Origin of the sequence: Variovorax sp. SRS16 (genome assembly GCF_901827165.1) — a bacterium.
Classification (GTDB): Bacteria; Pseudomonadota; Gammaproteobacteria; order Burkholderiales; family Burkholderiaceae_C; genus Variovorax.
On the sequence record NZ_LR594666.1, the window covers coordinates 1,472,027 to 1,486,666 of the forward strand.

Below are 14,640 nucleotides of genomic sequence, written 5' to 3' on the forward strand. Positions count from 1 at the left end.
CGGTGAAAGCACTTGGCGCTGGTTTGTTCTAGACCGCGTCCGGCGCCACCGGATGCTGCGCCAGCGCTTCGAGCGCGCGCACCAGCGCCGAGTGATCGTCCTGCCCATGGCCCAGGGCCGCGCAGGCGTTCATCAGTTGCGCCGCGCCGGCGGTCTGCGGCAACGCGACGCCGATCGAACGCGCGCTCTGCATCGCGAGGTTGAGGTCCTTCTGATGCAGCGCGATGCGAAAGCCCGGCGCGAAAGTGCGCTTGATCATGCGCTCGCCATGCACCTCCAGGATGCGCGATGATGCGAAGCCGCCCATCAAGGCCTGCCGCACCTTGGCCGGATCGGCGCCGGCCTTCGAGGCGAACACCAGCGCCTCGCCCACGGCCGCGATGTTGAGCGCCACGATGATCTGGTTCGCCACCTTGCACACCTGGCCGTCGCCCACGCCGCCGACCAGCGTCACGTTCTTGCCCATCTTCTCGAGCAGCGGCCGCACGCGGCCGAAAGTGCCTTCGTCGCCGCCGCACATGATCGTGAGGCTCGCGGCCTTGGCGCCCACTTCGCCGCCCGAGACCGGCGCGTCGACATAGCCGCAGCCCAGCCCGGCGATCCGCTTGGCGAAGTCCTTGGTCGCGATCGGATCGATGGAGCTGCAGTCCACCACCGTCTTGCCCTTGGCGAGGCCCGCGGCGACACCGCCTTCGCCGAACAGCACCTTCTCCACGTCCGGCGTGTCGGGCACCATGATGAAGACGATGTCGGCCTGTTGTGCGACCTCGGTGCCGGACGCGCACACGTTGGCGCGCGAGGCGAAAGGCTCGGGCGTCTTGCCGCGCGTGTGGACGAAGAGCGTGTGGCCGGCGTCGAGCAGATGCGCCGCCATCGGCGCGCCCATGATGCCGAGGCCGATGAAGCCGATCTTTTGTGCGTTGCTGGACATGAATTCGTTTCCTTGGTCGTCGTGTTCTGTGTTTATTGCGCGAGTGCAGTGCGCCAGCCGAGGCCTTCGACGGTGGTCGCACGCGGCTTGTATTCGCAGCCGATCCAGCCCGCATAGCCGATCGAATCGATGTGCCTGAACAGCCACGGGTAGTTGATCTCGCCCGTGCCGGGCTCGCCGCGGCCGGGGTTGTCGGCCAGCTGGATGTGGCCGATGCGCGCGATGTTCTTCGAGAGCGTGGCGCCGAGTTCACCTTCCATGCGCTGCGCGTGGTAGATGTCGTACTGCAGCAGCAGGTTGGTCGAGCCGACCTCGTCGATCAGCGACAGTGCCTGATCGGTGCGCGTCAGGTAGAAGCCGGGGATGTCGAAGCTGTTGACCGGCTCGATCAGGAGGCGGATGCCCGCAGCCTGCAGTTCCTTCGCGGCGAAGCGCAGGTTGTCGACCACCACCTTGCGGGCGTCGGCCGCGGTCACGCCCTGCGGCAGCCTGCCGAGCAGGCAGTTGAGCTGCGGGCAGCCGAGCGCGCTCGCATAGTCGATCGCGCGGGCCACGCCCTCGCGGAATTCCCCCGTGCGGTCCGGATGGCAGCCGATGCCGCGCTCGCCGGCATCCCAGTCGCCCGCGGGCAGGTTGTGCAGCACCTGCGCCAGGCCGTTGTCGCGCAGCGCGGCGGCCAGCTCCTTCTTGTCGAAGGCATAGGGGAACAGGTATTCCACCGCCTTGAAGTCGGCCTTGGCGGCCGCCTCGAAGCGCTGCATGAAGGGCAGCTCGGTGAAGAGCATCGTGAGGTTGGCTGCGAACTTGGGCATATCTTGTCTCCTCGGATCAATCCAGCATTGCGACGGCGATGGAGGTTGGGGCGTCCTCGACGCTCTCCGCGAGCGGCTCGAATTCGTTGATGGCATCGATCTCGGTGCCCATCGCGATGTTGGTCACGCGCTCGAGCATCACCTCGATCACCACCGGCACGCCGAACTCGGCCATCAGCGCTTCGGCGCGCTGGATCGCCGGCGTCATCTCTTCCTGCTTGCGCACGCGGATCGCCTTGCAGCCCAGGCCTTCGACCACCTTCAGGTGATCGACGCCGTAGCTGCGCTCGACGCCTGCATCCTCGGCCGCATTGATGTTGTCGAAGCCGAGCTGCACGCAGTAGTCCATCTCGAAGCCGCGCTGCGCCTGGCGGATCAGCCCGAGGTAGGAGTTGTTGACCACGATGTGGATGTAGGGCAGCTTGAACTGCGCGCCCACGGCCAGCTCTTCGATCATGAACTGGAAGTCGTAGTCGCCCGAGAGCGCGACGATCTTGCGCGACGGGTCGGCCGCCCGCACGCCGAGCGCGGCGGAAATGGTCCAGCCCAGCGGGCCGGCCTGGCCGCAGTTGATCCAGTGGCGCGGGTTGTAGACGTGCAGGAACTGCGCGGCCGCGATCTGCGACAGGCCGATGGTGCTCACGTAGCAGGTGTCGTGGCTGAAGTTGTTGTTCATGCACTGGTAGACACGCTGCGGCTTCATCGGCACGTCGGCGAAGTTGGTCTTGCGCAGCAGGGTCTTCTTGCGCTCGCGGCACTGGCCGACCCATTCGCCGCGATCGGGCAGCTGGCCCTTGGCCTTCATTTCCTCGGCGACCTGCACGAAGAGTTCGAGCGCCGCCTTGGCATCGGACACGATGCCGAAGTCGGGCGTGAAGACGCGGCCGATCTGCGTCGGCTCGATGTCGACGTGCACGAAGGTTCGGCCCTTGGTGTAGACCTCGACCGAGCCGGTGTGGCGGTTGGCCCAGCGGTTGCCGATGCCGAGCACGAAGTCGGAGGCGAGCATCGTCGCGTTGCCATAGCGGTGGCTGGTCTGCAGGCCGCACATGCCGGCCATCAGCGGATGGTCGTCGGGGATCGCGCCCCAGGCCATCAGCGTCGGGATCACCGGCACGCCGGTGGCTTCGGCGAAGCGCACCAGCAGGTCGGCGGCATCGGCATTGATGATGCCGCCGCCGGCCACGATCAGCGGGCGCTCGGCCGCGTTGAGCATCGCGATCGCCTTCTCGATCTGGGCCCGCGTGGCGGCCGGCTTGTAGGGCGTGAGCGGCTGGTAGGTGTCGATGTCGAACTCGATCTGCGCCATCTGAACGTCGAAGGGCAGGTCGATCAGCACCGGGCCCGGACGGCCCGAACGCATCAGGTGGAAGGCCTGCTGGAACACCTGCGGCACCTGGCCGGGTTCTCGCACCGTGACCGACCACTTGGTGACCGGCTTGGAGATCGACTCGATGTCGACCGCCTGGAAGTCTTCCTTGTACAGGCGCGCACGCGGCGCCTGGCCGGTGATGCAGAGGATCGGGATCGAATCGGCCGAGGCCGAGTACAGGCCGGTGATCATGTCGGTGCCGGCCGGGCCCGAGGTACCGATGCACACGCCGATGTTGCCGGCGACGGCGCGCGTGTAGCCCTCGGCCATGTGCGACGCGCCCTCGACGTGGCGCGCCAGGATGTGGGCGATGCTGCCGTGCTTGCGCAGGGCCGAGTAAAGGGGATTGATGGCGGCACCGGGCACGCCGAAGGCCTGCGTCACGCCTTCCTTTTCCATCACCAGCACAGCGGCCTGGGCCGCGGTCATCTTTGCCATGTCGAGTCTCCTTGGGTTGGCTCGACTGTAGGAATTCCGCGCCTTCGGCAGAAGGTGGCGCAGGACCATAAAGCCTATTCCGTGGCGGAATAACTGGCTACGATCCGGGGATGGACCGATTGCTCGCGATGGAGATGTTCGTTCGCGTGGTGGAGACCGGCAGCTTCTCCAAGGCCGCGCGCGAATTCAACACCACCCAGCCCACCGTGACCAAGCAGGTCGCGGCCACCGAGGCGCGGCTGAAGGCGCGCCTGCTCAACCGCAACACGCGCGGCGTGAGCCTGACCGAATCGGGCGCGCTCTACTACGAGAAATGCAAGGCCATCGTGCGCGATGCCGAGGAGGCCGAGAGCATGGTCAAGCTGCGGCAATCGCAGGCGCAGGGCTTGCTGCGCATCGGCACCTCGACCGCCTTCGGCCGTCGCGTGGTGGTGCCGCTGGCGCTCGAGTTCATGGGGCGGCACCCGCAGGTGCAGGTCGACCTCAGCTTCGAGGACCGCTACGTCGACCTGGTGGCGCAGGGCGTCGACGTCGCGATCCGCATGGGCAAGCTGGCCGATTCGTCGCTCGGCGCGCGCTTCCTCGGCATGAACCCGTGGGTGATGGTGGCTGCGCCGGCCTATCTCAGGAAGCATGGCACGCCGAAGAAGGCGCAGGACCTGAGCGCGCACGTGGCGCTGATCTACAGCAGCGTGGTGGGCGACGACGTCTGGCAGCTGCAGACGCCGAAGGGCGATCCGGTCACGGTACCGGTGTCGGGTCGGCTGCGCTCGAACAACGTGTCGGCGGTGCTGGCCGCTGCGCGCGCCGGGCTCGGCATCGCGCTGATGCCGCGCTACGTGGCCAGCGATTCGCTCGCCACCGGCCACGTGGTGGAAGTGCTGGCCGACCACGCGCTGGCGGCGCAGGAAATCCATGCGGTGTTCCCTTCGCCCAAGCTGGTGCCGGGCAAGGTGTCGAGCTTCATCGCCTTCCTGCAGGGGCGCTTCGGGGAGCGGTGGTGGGCCTCGACAGGCCCGGAAGTTGTCACGAAATCTTGAATCCTGTGGAGGCCCGGCCTGCGTACCATGAAGACGGTATCGAAAGGAGATTCCCGCATGCACCCGCGCAGACGATTCCTCAACACCCTTGCAGCCACCGGGCTCGGCACGCTGTCCGGCCTGCTGCTGAGTCCCGTGGCCCGCGCCGCGAAGGCCTACGAGTTCACGCTGTCCGACGACGAATGGAAGAAGCGCCTGACGCCCGATCAGTACGCCGTGCTGCGGCACGCCGGGACGGAGCGGCCGTTCTCCAGCCCGCTCGACCATGAGAAGCGCGCCGGCGTGTTCGCCTGTGCCGGTTGCCAGCTGCCGCTGTTCACCTCGGCCACCAAGTTCGACAGCGGCACGGGCTGGCCCAGCTTCTGGAAGCCGATGGCCAATGCGGTCGAGAAGGCCTCCGACAAGAGCTTCGGCATGACGCGCGACGAAGTGCTGTGCCGGCGCTGCGGCGGCCATCTGGGCCATGTGTTCGACGACGGGCCGCCGCCGACCGGACTGCGCTACTGCATGAACGGGCTGGCATTGACCTTCACGCCCGGCGCTGCGCCGGCGGCCTGAAGGGAGCATGCAGGTCGGTTCGTCGGCCGAGGCCGGAACCTGTTTTGTCGCCGGGTTGCCGAGAGCTTGAGCGGGCTTGCCGCGCGGCGCGGCTTCAGCTGCGTGAACTCTTGCGCCGCGCGAGTTCCGCGGCCTGCGTGCCGATCAGCGCCGCGCGTTCCTGCATGGTTGCGACGACCGCGGCGACGCGGGCATCGGGCAGCCGTTCCGTGATGGTGGCGATCGCGAGGCCGGCGACGGTGCGGCCGTCGGTGAGCCGCACCGGCACTGCCACTGCACGCGAACCCTGGACCACGCCGACCGGTGCATAGGCATAGCCCCGGGCGCGCGTGAGGCCGGCCTGCGCGATCAAGGTGCCGGGATCGATGTGCAGCGCCTTCAGCCGGGGCCTGTTGCGCCGCACGATGTCGGCCATTTCGTCCACCGGCAGCGAGGCCAGCAGGACCAGGCCGCTCACGCCCACGCCCAGCGGCCGGCGCGCACCGACTTCGATGGACAGCACCTTGACCGGAAAGCTGCCCGGGCGGCGATCGATGCACACCGAGTCGGCGCCGTTGCGGATGGTGAGGAACGCGGTGTCGCCCAGCACCTCGCTGAGGTGGCGCAGGTGCGGCTCGGCGATGGCACGCAGCGGGAAGCGCGAGGAGCGCGCCAGGCCCAGCAGCGACACCTCGCCGCCGATCAGGTAGCGGCGCGTGGCCGGGTCCTGCTCCACCGCGCCTTCCTCGACCAGCACGCGCAGGATGCGGTGCGCGGTCGGCCGGCTCAGGTCCGAATGGCTGGCGACATCGGTCAGGCGCACGCCGCGTTCCTGGCCGGTCGCGACGATGCGCAGCACCGCGAGCGCGCGACGGACGCTTTGCGCGCCGACGGTCTGGCTCGCGTCGCGCTCGGTCACTGGAGTGCCTTCGCGCAGCAGCGCTCCGGTATTCGCCTTCGGAGCGGTCGAGCGGCTCATGGCGGCGAGTCCAGCACCGATTTCGGCGTCTGCTGCATGCCGCGCAGCGTCACGATCCGGCCCAGCGTCGCGTAGTTCGGGCCGCCGATGCGGCAGACCGGGTCGAGCGCGCGGGTGTCGATCTTGCCGTCGCGCATCAGCCCGTCGCGCACGTGGAAGACGATCACCTCGCCGACCACGAATTCGGCACCGGTCTCGCCGAAGGGAATCACGCGTTCCAGCCGGCATTCCATGCTCACCGGCACATCGGCCAGGCGCGGCACGCGCACCATGGTCGAGGGCAGGGTGGCCAGGCCCAGCAGCTCGGCCTCGCTGACCTCCGGCGCATGCTCGGCGCTGCTCTCGTGGATCGCGCTCATCTGCGACGCGCTGCCGATGTTGACGACGAACTCGCCCAGCGCATGGATGTGCGCGCCCGTGTCCTTGCGCCGGCCGGCCTTGCGGCCGATGTTGATGCCGAGCAGCGGCGGCTTGTTCGAGACGAAGGTGAAGCACGAGAAGGGCGCGAGGTTCACCACGCCGGTGTCCGACAGCGTGGTGATCCATGCGATGGGACGGGGCACCACGATGCCGCTCATCAGGCGGTAGGTGGCTTCGGGGCTGAGGGTGCTGGCGATCAGGGACATGGCGGCGTGGAGGAGCTGCGAGGGATGCCGCCATTGTGGACAGCGGCGTGATCCGGACACGGCCAGCATCTCATAAAAGTCCACATGCTGGAACAAATGGGGCTTATTGCTTTGCAGCATTCCGGCCTGTCTCCTTAGAGTGGGCGGATGCGGTCAGGGTGCGTCTTGCGCGCGCTTCCGCTCACCCAGGAGACCTATGTTGAAAGCATTCCGTGTTGCCTGCGCCGTCGTTGCGGTGGCGCTTCCCGTTCTGGCCTGCGCACAGCCGGCATGGCCCACCAAGCCGGTGCGGCTGGTTCTTCCGTACCCGCCCGGCGGCAACGTCGACGGCGCCGCGCGCATCATCAGCGAACGCCTGCAGGCCGAGCTCGGCCAGCCCTTCCTGGTCGACAACCGGCCCGGCGCGGGTGGCCTGATCGCAGGCGAGTTCGTCGCCAGGTCGGCGCCCGACGGCTACACCTTCTTCATGGGGGCCAACGGTCCGATCCTGTTCTCGCCGGTGATCTTCAAGCGCAATGTCTACAACTGGAAGAAGGACTTCACGCCCATCGGCTCGGTCTCGTTCACGCCGCTGGTGCTGCAGGTGCATCCGTCGACGCCCTACAAGACGATCGGCGAGCTGATGGCGGCCGCCAAGAAGCCCGACAACCACCTGACCATGGCGTCCCCCGGCGCCGGCACCACCAACCATCTGGTGAGCGAGTACCTGCAGCGCGAAAGCGGCGGCCACTGGGTCACCGTGCACTACAAGGGCAACGCGCCGGCCACCACCGACCTGCTGGGCGGGCAGGTGCAGTTCAACTTCGATCAGCTGTCGGTGTCGCAGCCCTTCATCCAGCAGGGCAAGACGCGCGCGCTGGCGGTGACCTCCGCCAGGCGCGTGCCGCAGCTGCCGGACGTGCCGACGCTGCAGGAGGCCGGCTTCAAGGGCTTCGAGGCGGAGACCTTCACCGGCATCCTGGCGCCCGTCGGCACGCCCGCGGACATCGTGGCGCGCTTCTCGACCGCGCTGCGAAAGATCCTGGCCGAGAAGACGGTGCAGGACCGGTTCCAGGGCCTGGGCGCCGAAGCACGCGGCATGACGCCCGAGCAGTTCACCCAATACCTCACCAAGGAAGACGCGCGATGGATACCGATCATCAAGCAGGCCAACATCACGGCGGAATGAAGCTCGACCGCAGCGCACCCGCGGCGCGCACCAGCGTGTACGTCGAGGGTTTCAGCCACAAGAACCCGATTCCCGCCGCATGCCGCGTCGGCCCGCTGGTGGAAAGCGGCAGCATCCAGGGCAACGACCCCGCGACCGGCAAGCCGGCCGAGTCGATCGAGGCCCAGTGCCGCCACATGCTGGACAACGTGCGCCGCATCGTCGAGGCGGCCGGCGGCCGGACCACCGACATCGTGAAGCTCACGGTCTGGATGAAGGACCGCACGCAGCGGCCCGCCCTCAACGCGCCGTGGCTCGAGATGTTCCCCGACCCCGCATCGCGCCCGGCCCGCCATTCGATGACGGCGCCCGAGCTCGACATGGGCAAGCTCATCGAATGCAGTTTCACCGCCTGGATCGCCTGATGCCCGACTACCTTCCTTTCGATCCGCGGCCGCGCGCACCCGTGCCGCTGCCGCCGCCGCTGTCCTGCGACAGCCAGTTCCATGTGTTCGGTCCGCGCGAGGTCTACCCGGTGCGGCCCGACGCCGCCTACGAGATGCCGGGCGCCACCTGGCAGGTCGCGCAGAAGCTGCATGCGACGCTCGGCATCCAGCGCGGCGTGATCGTGCAGGCGACCACGTACGGCGCCGACCACACGGTGGTGCTCGATGCGCTCGCGGGCCTGAACGCCGATGGCCCGCGGCGCTACCTCGCCTGTGCCAACGCGGCCGTGCTGACCGAGCGCGACGATGCCTACCTGCACAAGCTGCACGACGCCGGCGTGCGCGGCGCGCGCTTCACGCGCGGCGGCCTGGGCATCAGCTTCTCGCCGGCCGAGCAGGCGCGTGCCTTCGCCCGCGCAAAGGAGCTGGGCTGGTACGTCAAGGTGCAGCCGGAGCCGGGCGGCATGGCCGCGCAGCTCGACACCTTCGAGGCGCTCGACGTGCCGGTGCTGCTCGACCACATGGGCCGCGCCGACCCTGCGCGGGGTGCGGCCGACCCGAGCCTGGTCCGCATCCTCGAGCTGTTCCAGCGCGGCAACTTCTGGGTGATGCTGTCGCTGTCCGAGAAGATCTCGAAGACCGGCGCGCCCTGGAACGACGTCGTGCCGCTCGCACAGCGGCTGATCGAGGCGGCGCCCGAGCGCTGCGTGTGGGGCAGCGACTGGCCGCATCCCGTCTCGGTCAAGCAGCCGCCCAACGAAGGCGAACTGCTCGAACTGCTGTACCGCTTCGCGCCCGACGCCGGCACGCGCCGCAAGATCCTGGTCGACAACCCCGCCCGCTTTTTTGGATTCGAGTCCGCATGAAACTTCTCAGCTATCGCCATGGAGGCACGGTCCATTGGGGTGCGGCCAAAGGCGAGGACGTGGTCGACCTGGGCCGGCGCCTGCCGGACATCGCCTCTGTCCTCGCGCTGCTCGAGGGCGGCGAGCCGGCATTGCAACGCGCCCGCGCCGCGCTCGCCGACGCCGCGCCCGACCATGCGCTCGCCGACGTGCGCCTCGAACTGCCGGTGCCCCAGCCGCGCAAGATCTTCTGCATCGGCGTCAACTACGCGCACCGCAATGCCGAGTACAAGGACGGCAGCGACCTGCCCAAGTACCCGAGCATCTTCATGCGCGTGCCGGACTCCTTCGTCGGCCACGGCGGCGCGCTGCTGCAGCCGCCGGAATCGCAGCAGCTCGACTACGAAGGCGAGATCGGCATCGTGATCGGCCGCGGCGGGCGGCGCATCGCGCGGGAGAAGGCCAGCGCGCACATCGCCGGACTGACCTGCATCAATGAGGGCACGATTCGCGACTGGGTGCATCACGCCAAGTTCAACGTCACGCAGGGCAAGAACTTCCACGCGTCGGGCGCCATCGGCCCGTGGATCGCGACGGCCGACGAGTTTCCCGGCGGCTATGCCGACCTGCGCGTGCGCACGCGCGTCAACGGCGAGCCCCGGCAGGACGACACCACGGCGCACCTGATGTTCGACTTCGCGTATTTGATCTCGTACCTGTCGACCTTCACGACGCTGGAGCCCGGCGACGTGATCGCGACCGGTACGCCGATCGGCGCGGGCATCCGCTTCGACCCGCCGAAGTACCTGCAGCCGGGCGACGTGGTCGAAGTCGAGGTGACGGGCGTCGGCGTGCTGCGCAACGTCGTCGAAGCCGAAGGGCGGCCCGCATGAGCCTTGACATCGCGACCTTGCAGCGCGCGGCCGAGCGTCTCGAAGAAGCCGCGCGCACGCGCACGCCGTGCCGGCAGTTCTCGCTCGACTACCCCGACATGACGATCGAGGATGCGTATGCGATCCAGCATGCGTGGATGCAGCACAAGCAAGCCCAGGGCCGAACCGTCAAGGGCCACAAGATCGGGCTCACGTCCAAGGCCATGCAGCGCGCGGTCCAGATCGCCGAGCCGGATTTCGGCGTGCTGCTCGACGACATGTTCCATCGTGACGGCGCGGTGATTCCCGCCGATCGCTTCCTGCAGCTGAAGATCGAGGCCGAGCTGGCCTTCGTGCTGGCCCGGCCCCTGTCCGGCCCCGACTGCACGCTGTTCGACGTCCTGGACGCGACGGCCTACGTCACGCCCGCGCTGGAGATCCTGGACGCGCGCATCCAGCGCGTGGACCCGGAGACGAAGCGCACGCGGACCGTGCTGGACACCATCGCCGACAACGCCGCGAACGCGGCGCTGGTGCTGGGCGGGCGCCCGTTCCGGCCCGCCACGAGCGATGCCGACATGCGCCGCATCGGCGCCATCGTCAGCCGCAACGGCGAGGTCGAGGAGACCGGGTTGGCCGCGGGCGTGCTCAATCATCCGGGCTATGGCGTGGCCTGGCTGGCCAACCGGCTGCATCGGCATGGCGTCGTGCTGCAGGCCGGCGAGGTCGTGCTGGCGGGCTCCTTCATCCGGCCCATCGATGTCACGAAGGGCGATACCGTGGTGGCGGACTACGGCGAGTTCGGAACTGTCTCGTGCCACTTCGGCTGAGTTGCACTGCGGTAGGCTTGCGCGCATGGACAACAGCCCGCACCGCCCCCGCATCCTGCACATCGAGAACCTGCGCTTTGCGCATCCGGATCAGCCGGCGCTGGCGTCCGGCTGGACCGGATCCATCGAGGCCGGCGTGACCCTTCTGTACGGCGACACCGGCAGCGGGAAGTCGACGCTGCTGCGTGTGATGGCCGGCCTGTTGCCCGGCGGCGGCCGGCTGACGCTGGGCGGCGTTCATCTCGACGAGGACCCCGAGGCCTATCGGCGGGATCTGTTCTTCTGCGACCCGACCGCCGATCAATTCGACCGGATGACGGCACGCGAATGCACGGCATCGCTGCGCGCGGACGACCCTCGTTTCGACGCGGCCGGCTGGCAGGCACTGGTCGACGGCTTCGCGCTGACACCACATCTCGACAAGCAGATGTTCATGCTGTCGACCGGCTCGAAACGCAAGGTCGGGTTGGCTGCGGCATTGGCATCGGGACGCGCGCTGACCTTGCTCGACGAACCGGCGGCGGCCCTCGATGGTGCATCGATCCGGTGTCTGCGCAATGCGCTGGCCGATGCGGCGCGGCGGTCCGAACGGGCGATCGTCGTCGCCAGCTCGGAGCGGCTCGACGGACTGGCGCTCGCCGCGTCGATCGACGTGCCGATGTGTTGACGCAAAGGCCGCCGACTGCGTTCAGCCGCGCGTTTCAAGGCGGCGATACCAGCGCGCCGCCGTGCCCGCGCCGAGATTGAGCGCCAGCGCCCACAACGCCTGCGCAGGAATCAGGAAGCTCAGCGCAATCGTCAGCAGGCACGAGACCAGCAGCACCACGAGCGACACCCGGCGATCCAGCCAGTGCTCGTCCTTCACGGGCGCGGGCAGCAGCGACATCAGCCTGTAGCCGACGCCCGCGCTGAGGCCGATGTTGGCGGCGTAGATCGCGGTCGCCGCCGCGTAGGCGGTGAAGCGTCCCATCACCAGGGTCGAGAACGGCAGCAGGGTCACGAGCAGCAGGTAGAGAAGGCACCACTTCGCATAGGCGGAGCCCACCATCTCGCTGCGCGACTTGACCTTGATCAGCGACAGCCAGCTGATACCGAGCACGTAGAAGGTCAGCAGGTACGGAAGGAATTTCGGCGCCAGCGCGAGCAGGGCCCGGACCAGCGAGGCCTCGTCCGTGGGCCGGCCCGCGTCGTCGGGGATGCGCAGATCCAGAACCAGCAGCGTCATGGCGACGGCGAAGATGCCATCGGTCAGCGCTTCGAGACGGTTCCTGGGATACATCGATGTCCTCCGTTGGGGCGTGCCGGCGGGTTGCGCCCGGATTGTCGATCGCAAGGCCGTGCTGCCAGTGCGCCAATTCCTGCGCGCCGCGACGCTGAAATTCTGTTCAATTGTCGCAATCCTGCCTGATAGGGCGCGCCGCTGGCCATCATTTCGTATTGCTTTTCCGGTGGAGCACGAGCGTCATGAATACCTTCAGGTCAGCATTCAAAACCGTGCCCGTCTGCGGCGCCTCGATGATGATGCTGGCGTGCCTCGTGATGGTCGGCTGTCAGTCCCAGCGTCCGAGGCCGATGTCTCCGAATCTTCCACCGCCGCCGGAATTCGTCGCTGCGCCGGGGGTGTGTATGTCGTCGCGCATCCACTTCGCGCTGAGGCAACGCATCAGCCTGCCGCTCCTGGAGGAAATGCGCATGCGAGCCGGCGCTTACATGGCCCGCGCGGTTCTGCCGGACGATCCGCCGCTGCCTTTCAGGGCCGACCGCCTGCTCGTCGACGTCGAGCCGAACGGGCGGGTGGTGGCCGCGCGCTGCGGATAAGTCCGCTGGACATGGCGGTCGCCTTGCCCGTCATGTCCAGCTTGCTTTGCGCTGCATCTCCGCCATGGTTTTCGGCCGCGACCTGCATGGGTTCGCGGCCCTCGGGTTTTCCTCCGTCGCCTCTCTTCTTGACGCTCCCCTTCAACCCGTCGGGCCGACATAGCCAACGGCCGCAGCAAGTTCGCGCAAGAACAACGGCATGCAAGGCCCTAGCATGGCAGACGATCGAAACACCGGACTCCTCTTCTCTTCACATGAACGACCTCTGCGATGATCTGGCCGCTGAATATGGCGAACTCGCGGAGCGCTGCCACGCACTCGGCGTCAACGACTGGACCCGCGTCACCCCCTTCTACTGCTGGACGCCCAGGGACGAGATCGCGCATCTCCGCTACTTTGAGCAGTGCGCTGCGCAGGCGCTGGCCGATCCGCCAGCCTTCCGCATTGACGAATCTGCGTTGAAGAAGCGCTTGAGCACGGGCGAGGAGATCAGCGCCATCGCACGTGCGCAATACGCCCATCTGGACGATTCGAGCTTGCTGTCTCTCTGGCAACGCCGCTGCGAATCCGTGATTGCGTTGCTCCGGCAAAGGAATTCCAAGGACCGGATTCCCTGGTTCGGACCCGACATGAGCGCGCGCTCCTTCGCGACCGCGCGCCTGATGGAGACTTGGGCGCATGGCCAGGACATCTGGGATGCCCTGTCGGAGCAGCGGCCCGCGTCCGATCGCATTCGCCATATCGCACACCTCGGCGTGACGACGCTGGCCTGGAGTTTCAGCAATCGAGGCATGAAGCCTCCGGCCGAGACGCCGTTTGTGCGACTCGACGCGCCGAGCGGCGCGATCTGGACCTGGGGCGACCCGGCGACGGGCTCGTGGGTGCGCGGGCCCGCCGAAGATTTTTGTCTGGTCGTGACCCAGCGTCGTCACGCCGCAGACACGGCGCTCGAGATCCATGGAGAGCCCGCGACGACTTGGCTCGCGATCGCCCAGTGCTTCGCGGGGCCACCGGCACAGGGCCCGGAGCCAGGTCGCCGCAATGTGAACCATGTGTCCCGCTCCCATCTCGAGCGGTGAGCCCCTCGGACTGCGGCATCAGGCCCGTCTCGACGCGCTGCTGCGGGAGCGTTTCGCAGATAGGGGGGGCTTCTGCCTGTCGGCCCCCTGGTTCGCCAACCTGTACCTATTTCGCGAGGCTCACGCCTACCGATTCGTCGATGGCGCACTGCCCTATGTCAGCGGTCTGACCTACGACGGAGTACAGCATATTCTTCCGCTCTTCGAGCCGGCGACCGCATCGTCCGACGAGCTCGACGCGCTGTTCCACAGCGCGGACTGTCTCTTTCCCTTGAGCCAATCGCAGGTCGACCGGTTGGATCCTCAGCGCTTCGATTGGGCTTCGTCACGAGCGGACGAGGACTATCTCTATCTCGCGCAGGACATTCGCGACTATGGTGGCCGGCTGCGAGCCAAGAAACTCAACCTGGTGCGGCAGCTTCTGGCGGCCCACGAAGTTCAATGCCGGACCTATGGCATCGACGATCTCGGCACGTGTATGTTCATCGTGCAGGAGTGGATGGCTGCCAAGGGCAAGCGCCAAGGCGAAGCGGACGAGCGGGCCTGTCTGGAGGCGCTTGCAATGGCTCCTCAACTGGGGCTGACGGGGTTCGTGTATTTCGTCGGGCATCGACCGGCGGGCTTCGTTCTCCTGCAACTGCTGCGCGACGACTACGCAGTGGTGCGATTCGCCAAGGGCTCGGAAGTCTTCAAGGGAATCTACCAGTACATGTTTCGGCACGCAGCCACTGCATTTCGCTCGGTCAATTGGCTCAACTTCGAGCAGGACATGGGTCTTCCGAATTTCAGGCAGACCAAGATGTCCTATGGGCCGGCAGCCTTGGTTCCGAAGTTCAGGGTGCGCGTGCGTTCGCGCTGACGAGTTGCC

Annotated in this window: 17 protein-coding genes; 11 read left to right on the forward strand and 6 right to left on the reverse strand. The window is 67.6% G+C overall.

All coding sequences use genetic code 11. The annotated features are described in order from the left end of the window. Nucleotides 1-28: 28 nt before the first annotated feature. From E5P2_RS07110 to gcl, 3 genes are read right to left on the reverse strand one after another with little or no spacing between them, the layout of a single operon-like run. The gene (locus E5P2_RS07110) at nucleotides 29-967 is read right to left on the reverse strand and encodes a 2-hydroxy-3-oxopropionate reductase (RefSeq protein ID WP_332107565.1); all 939 of its coding nucleotides are present in this window, start codon (nucleotides 965-967) and stop codon (nucleotides 29-31) included. Further along, a complete protein-coding gene (hyi, locus tag E5P2_RS07115; RefSeq protein ID WP_162566434.1) occupies nucleotides 964-1,743 on the reverse strand; it encodes a hydroxypyruvate isomerase in 780 nt (259 codons plus the stop codon). The genes E5P2_RS07110 and hyi overlap by 4 nt, the downstream gene beginning before the upstream one ends. A 16-nt stretch (nucleotides 1,744-1,759) precedes the next feature. Further along, entirely contained in the window at nucleotides 1,760-3,553 is a 1,794-nt protein-coding gene (gcl, locus tag E5P2_RS07120) for a glyoxylate carboligase (RefSeq protein ID WP_162566435.1), read from the reverse strand. A gap of 110 nt (nucleotides 3,554-3,663) precedes the next feature. Between gcl and E5P2_RS07125 the strand changes: the two genes are divergently transcribed. Both E5P2_RS07125 and msrB read left to right on the forward strand, forming a co-directional pair. Continuing rightward, nucleotides 3,664-4,593, forward strand: coding sequence for a LysR family transcriptional regulator (locus tag E5P2_RS07125; protein WP_162566436.1), 930 nt, complete (start codon nucleotides 3,664-3,666; stop codon nucleotides 4,591-4,593). Between the two features lie 57 nt (nucleotides 4,594-4,650). After that, entirely contained in the window at nucleotides 4,651-5,151 is a 501-nt protein-coding gene (gene msrB / locus E5P2_RS07130) for a peptide-methionine (R)-S-oxide reductase MsrB (protein ID WP_162566437.1), read from the forward strand. Between the two features lie 94 nt (nucleotides 5,152-5,245). On the opposite strand, the gene E5P2_RS07135 is transcribed toward msrB, so the two are convergent. Together E5P2_RS07135 and E5P2_RS07140 are read right to left on the reverse strand one after the other, a co-directional pair. Further along, nucleotides 5,246-6,109 (reverse strand): IclR family transcriptional regulator, encoded by an 864-nt coding sequence (locus E5P2_RS07135; protein ID WP_162566438.1) that lies wholly within the window; start codon nucleotides 6,107-6,109, stop codon nucleotides 5,246-5,248. After that, nucleotides 6,106-6,735: a flavin reductase family protein gene (locus E5P2_RS07140; protein WP_162566439.1), complete on the reverse strand. Its 630-nt coding sequence runs from the start codon at nucleotides 6,733-6,735 to the stop codon at nucleotides 6,106-6,108. Before E5P2_RS07140 ends, E5P2_RS07135 begins: the two co-directional genes overlap by 4 nt. 196 nt (nucleotides 6,736-6,931) lie before the next feature. Here E5P2_RS07140 and E5P2_RS07145 point away from each other — a divergent pair, with 196 nt between their 5' ends. The 6 genes from E5P2_RS07145 to E5P2_RS07170 are packed head-to-tail and all read left to right on the forward strand — an operon-like array spanning nucleotide 6,932 to nucleotide 11,542. Continuing rightward, entirely contained in the window at nucleotides 6,932-7,903 is a 972-nt protein-coding gene (locus E5P2_RS07145) for a Bug family tripartite tricarboxylate transporter substrate binding protein (protein WP_162566440.1), read from the forward strand. After that, complete coding sequence (locus E5P2_RS07150) at nucleotides 7,900-8,307, forward strand: RidA family protein (protein WP_232080611.1); 408 nt, start codon at nucleotides 7,900-7,902, stop codon at nucleotides 8,305-8,307. Before E5P2_RS07145 ends, E5P2_RS07150 begins: the two co-directional genes overlap by 4 nt. After that, nucleotides 8,307-9,194, forward strand: a complete 888-nt coding sequence (locus E5P2_RS07155) for an amidohydrolase family protein (protein ID WP_162566442.1) — start codon at nucleotides 8,307-8,309, stop codon at nucleotides 9,192-9,194. Before E5P2_RS07150 ends, E5P2_RS07155 begins: the two co-directional genes overlap by 1 nt. Continuing rightward, entirely contained in the window at nucleotides 9,191-10,066 is an 876-nt protein-coding gene (locus tag E5P2_RS07160) for a fumarylacetoacetate hydrolase family protein (RefSeq protein WP_162566443.1), read from the forward strand. The genes E5P2_RS07155 and E5P2_RS07160 overlap by 4 nt, the downstream gene beginning before the upstream one ends. Then, nucleotides 10,063-10,875 carry a 2-oxo-hept-4-ene-1,7-dioate hydratase gene (gene hpaH / locus E5P2_RS07165; protein WP_162566444.1) on the forward strand — a complete coding sequence of 271 codons (813 nt, stop codon included), beginning with the start codon at nucleotides 10,063-10,065 and terminating at the stop codon, nucleotides 10,873-10,875. The genes E5P2_RS07160 and hpaH overlap by 4 nt, the downstream gene beginning before the upstream one ends. A gap of 25 nt (nucleotides 10,876-10,900) precedes the next feature. Next, nucleotides 10,901-11,542, forward strand: coding sequence for an ABC transporter ATP-binding protein (locus E5P2_RS07170; protein WP_162566445.1), 642 nt, complete (start codon nucleotides 10,901-10,903; stop codon nucleotides 11,540-11,542). Between the two features lie 21 nt (nucleotides 11,543-11,563). On the opposite strand, the gene E5P2_RS07175 is transcribed toward E5P2_RS07170, so the two are convergent. After that, nucleotides 11,564-12,154 (reverse strand): TMEM175 family protein, encoded by a 591-nt coding sequence (locus E5P2_RS07175; protein ID WP_162566446.1) that lies wholly within the window; start codon nucleotides 12,152-12,154, stop codon nucleotides 11,564-11,566. 185 nt (nucleotides 12,155-12,339) lie between these two features. On the opposite strand from E5P2_RS07175, the gene E5P2_RS07180 reads away from it, so the two are divergent. The 3 genes from E5P2_RS07180 (at nucleotide 12,340) to E5P2_RS07190 (ending at nucleotide 14,631) form a co-directional block, all read left to right on the forward strand. Next, complete coding sequence (locus E5P2_RS07180; protein ID WP_162566447.1) at nucleotides 12,340-12,693, forward strand: hypothetical protein; 354 nt, start codon at nucleotides 12,340-12,342, stop codon at nucleotides 12,691-12,693. Between the two features lie 254 nt (nucleotides 12,694-12,947). Beyond that, nucleotides 12,948-13,772, forward strand: coding sequence for a TIGR03084 family metal-binding protein (locus E5P2_RS07185; RefSeq protein WP_162566448.1), 825 nt, complete (start codon nucleotides 12,948-12,950; stop codon nucleotides 13,770-13,772). After that, complete coding sequence (locus tag E5P2_RS07190) at nucleotides 13,744-14,631, forward strand: phosphatidylglycerol lysyltransferase domain-containing protein (protein WP_162566449.1); 888 nt, start codon at nucleotides 13,744-13,746, stop codon at nucleotides 14,629-14,631. Before E5P2_RS07185 ends, E5P2_RS07190 begins: the two co-directional genes overlap by 29 nt. Nucleotides 14,632-14,640 lie beyond the last annotated feature (9 nt).

Excerpts from the sequence above, each read along its gene's own strand:
- E5P2_RS07185 (WP_162566448.1), top strand. The coding sequence starts at position 12,948 with ATGAACGACCTCTGCGATGATCTGGCCGCTGAATATGGCGAACTCGCG.
- E5P2_RS07135 (WP_162566438.1), bottom strand. The coding sequence starts at position 6,109 with ATGAGCCGCTCGACCGCTCCGAAGGCGAATACCGGAGCGCTGCTGCGC.
- hpaH (WP_162566444.1), top strand. The coding sequence starts at position 10,063 with ATGAGCCTTGACATCGCGACCTTGCAGCGCGCGGCCGAGCGTCTCGAA.
- E5P2_RS07155 (WP_162566442.1), top strand. The coding sequence starts at position 8,307 with ATGCCCGACTACCTTCCTTTCGATCCGCGGCCGCGCGCACCCGTGCCG.
- E5P2_RS07160 (WP_162566443.1), top strand. The coding sequence starts at position 9,191 with ATGAAACTTCTCAGCTATCGCCATGGAGGCACGGTCCATTGGGGTGCG.
- E5P2_RS07125 (WP_162566436.1), top strand. The coding sequence starts at position 3,664 with ATGGACCGATTGCTCGCGATGGAGATGTTCGTTCGCGTGGTGGAGACC.
- E5P2_RS07175 (WP_162566446.1), bottom strand. The coding sequence starts at position 12,154 with ATGTATCCCAGGAACCGTCTCGAAGCGCTGACCGATGGCATCTTCGCC.
- hyi (WP_162566434.1), bottom strand. The coding sequence starts at position 1,743 with ATGCCCAAGTTCGCAGCCAACCTCACGATGCTCTTCACCGAGCTGCCC.
- E5P2_RS07145 (WP_162566440.1), top strand. The coding sequence starts at position 6,932 with ATGTTGAAAGCATTCCGTGTTGCCTGCGCCGTCGTTGCGGTGGCGCTT.
- E5P2_RS07170 (WP_162566445.1), top strand. The coding sequence starts at position 10,901 with ATGGACAACAGCCCGCACCGCCCCCGCATCCTGCACATCGAGAACCTG.
- E5P2_RS07140 (WP_162566439.1), bottom strand. The coding sequence starts at position 6,735 with ATGTCCCTGATCGCCAGCACCCTCAGCCCCGAAGCCACCTACCGCCTG.
- E5P2_RS07150 (WP_232080611.1), top strand. The coding sequence starts at position 7,900 with ATGAAGCTCGACCGCAGCGCACCCGCGGCGCGCACCAGCGTGTACGTC.
- msrB (WP_162566437.1), top strand. The coding sequence starts at position 4,651 with ATGCACCCGCGCAGACGATTCCTCAACACCCTTGCAGCCACCGGGCTC.
- gcl (WP_162566435.1), bottom strand. The coding sequence starts at position 3,553 with ATGGCAAAGATGACCGCGGCCCAGGCCGCTGTGCTGGTGATGGAAAAG.
- E5P2_RS07190 (WP_162566449.1), top strand. The coding sequence starts at position 13,744 with ATGTGTCCCGCTCCCATCTCGAGCGGTGAGCCCCTCGGACTGCGGCAT.
- E5P2_RS07180 (WP_162566447.1), top strand. The coding sequence starts at position 12,340 with ATGAATACCTTCAGGTCAGCATTCAAAACCGTGCCCGTCTGCGGCGCC.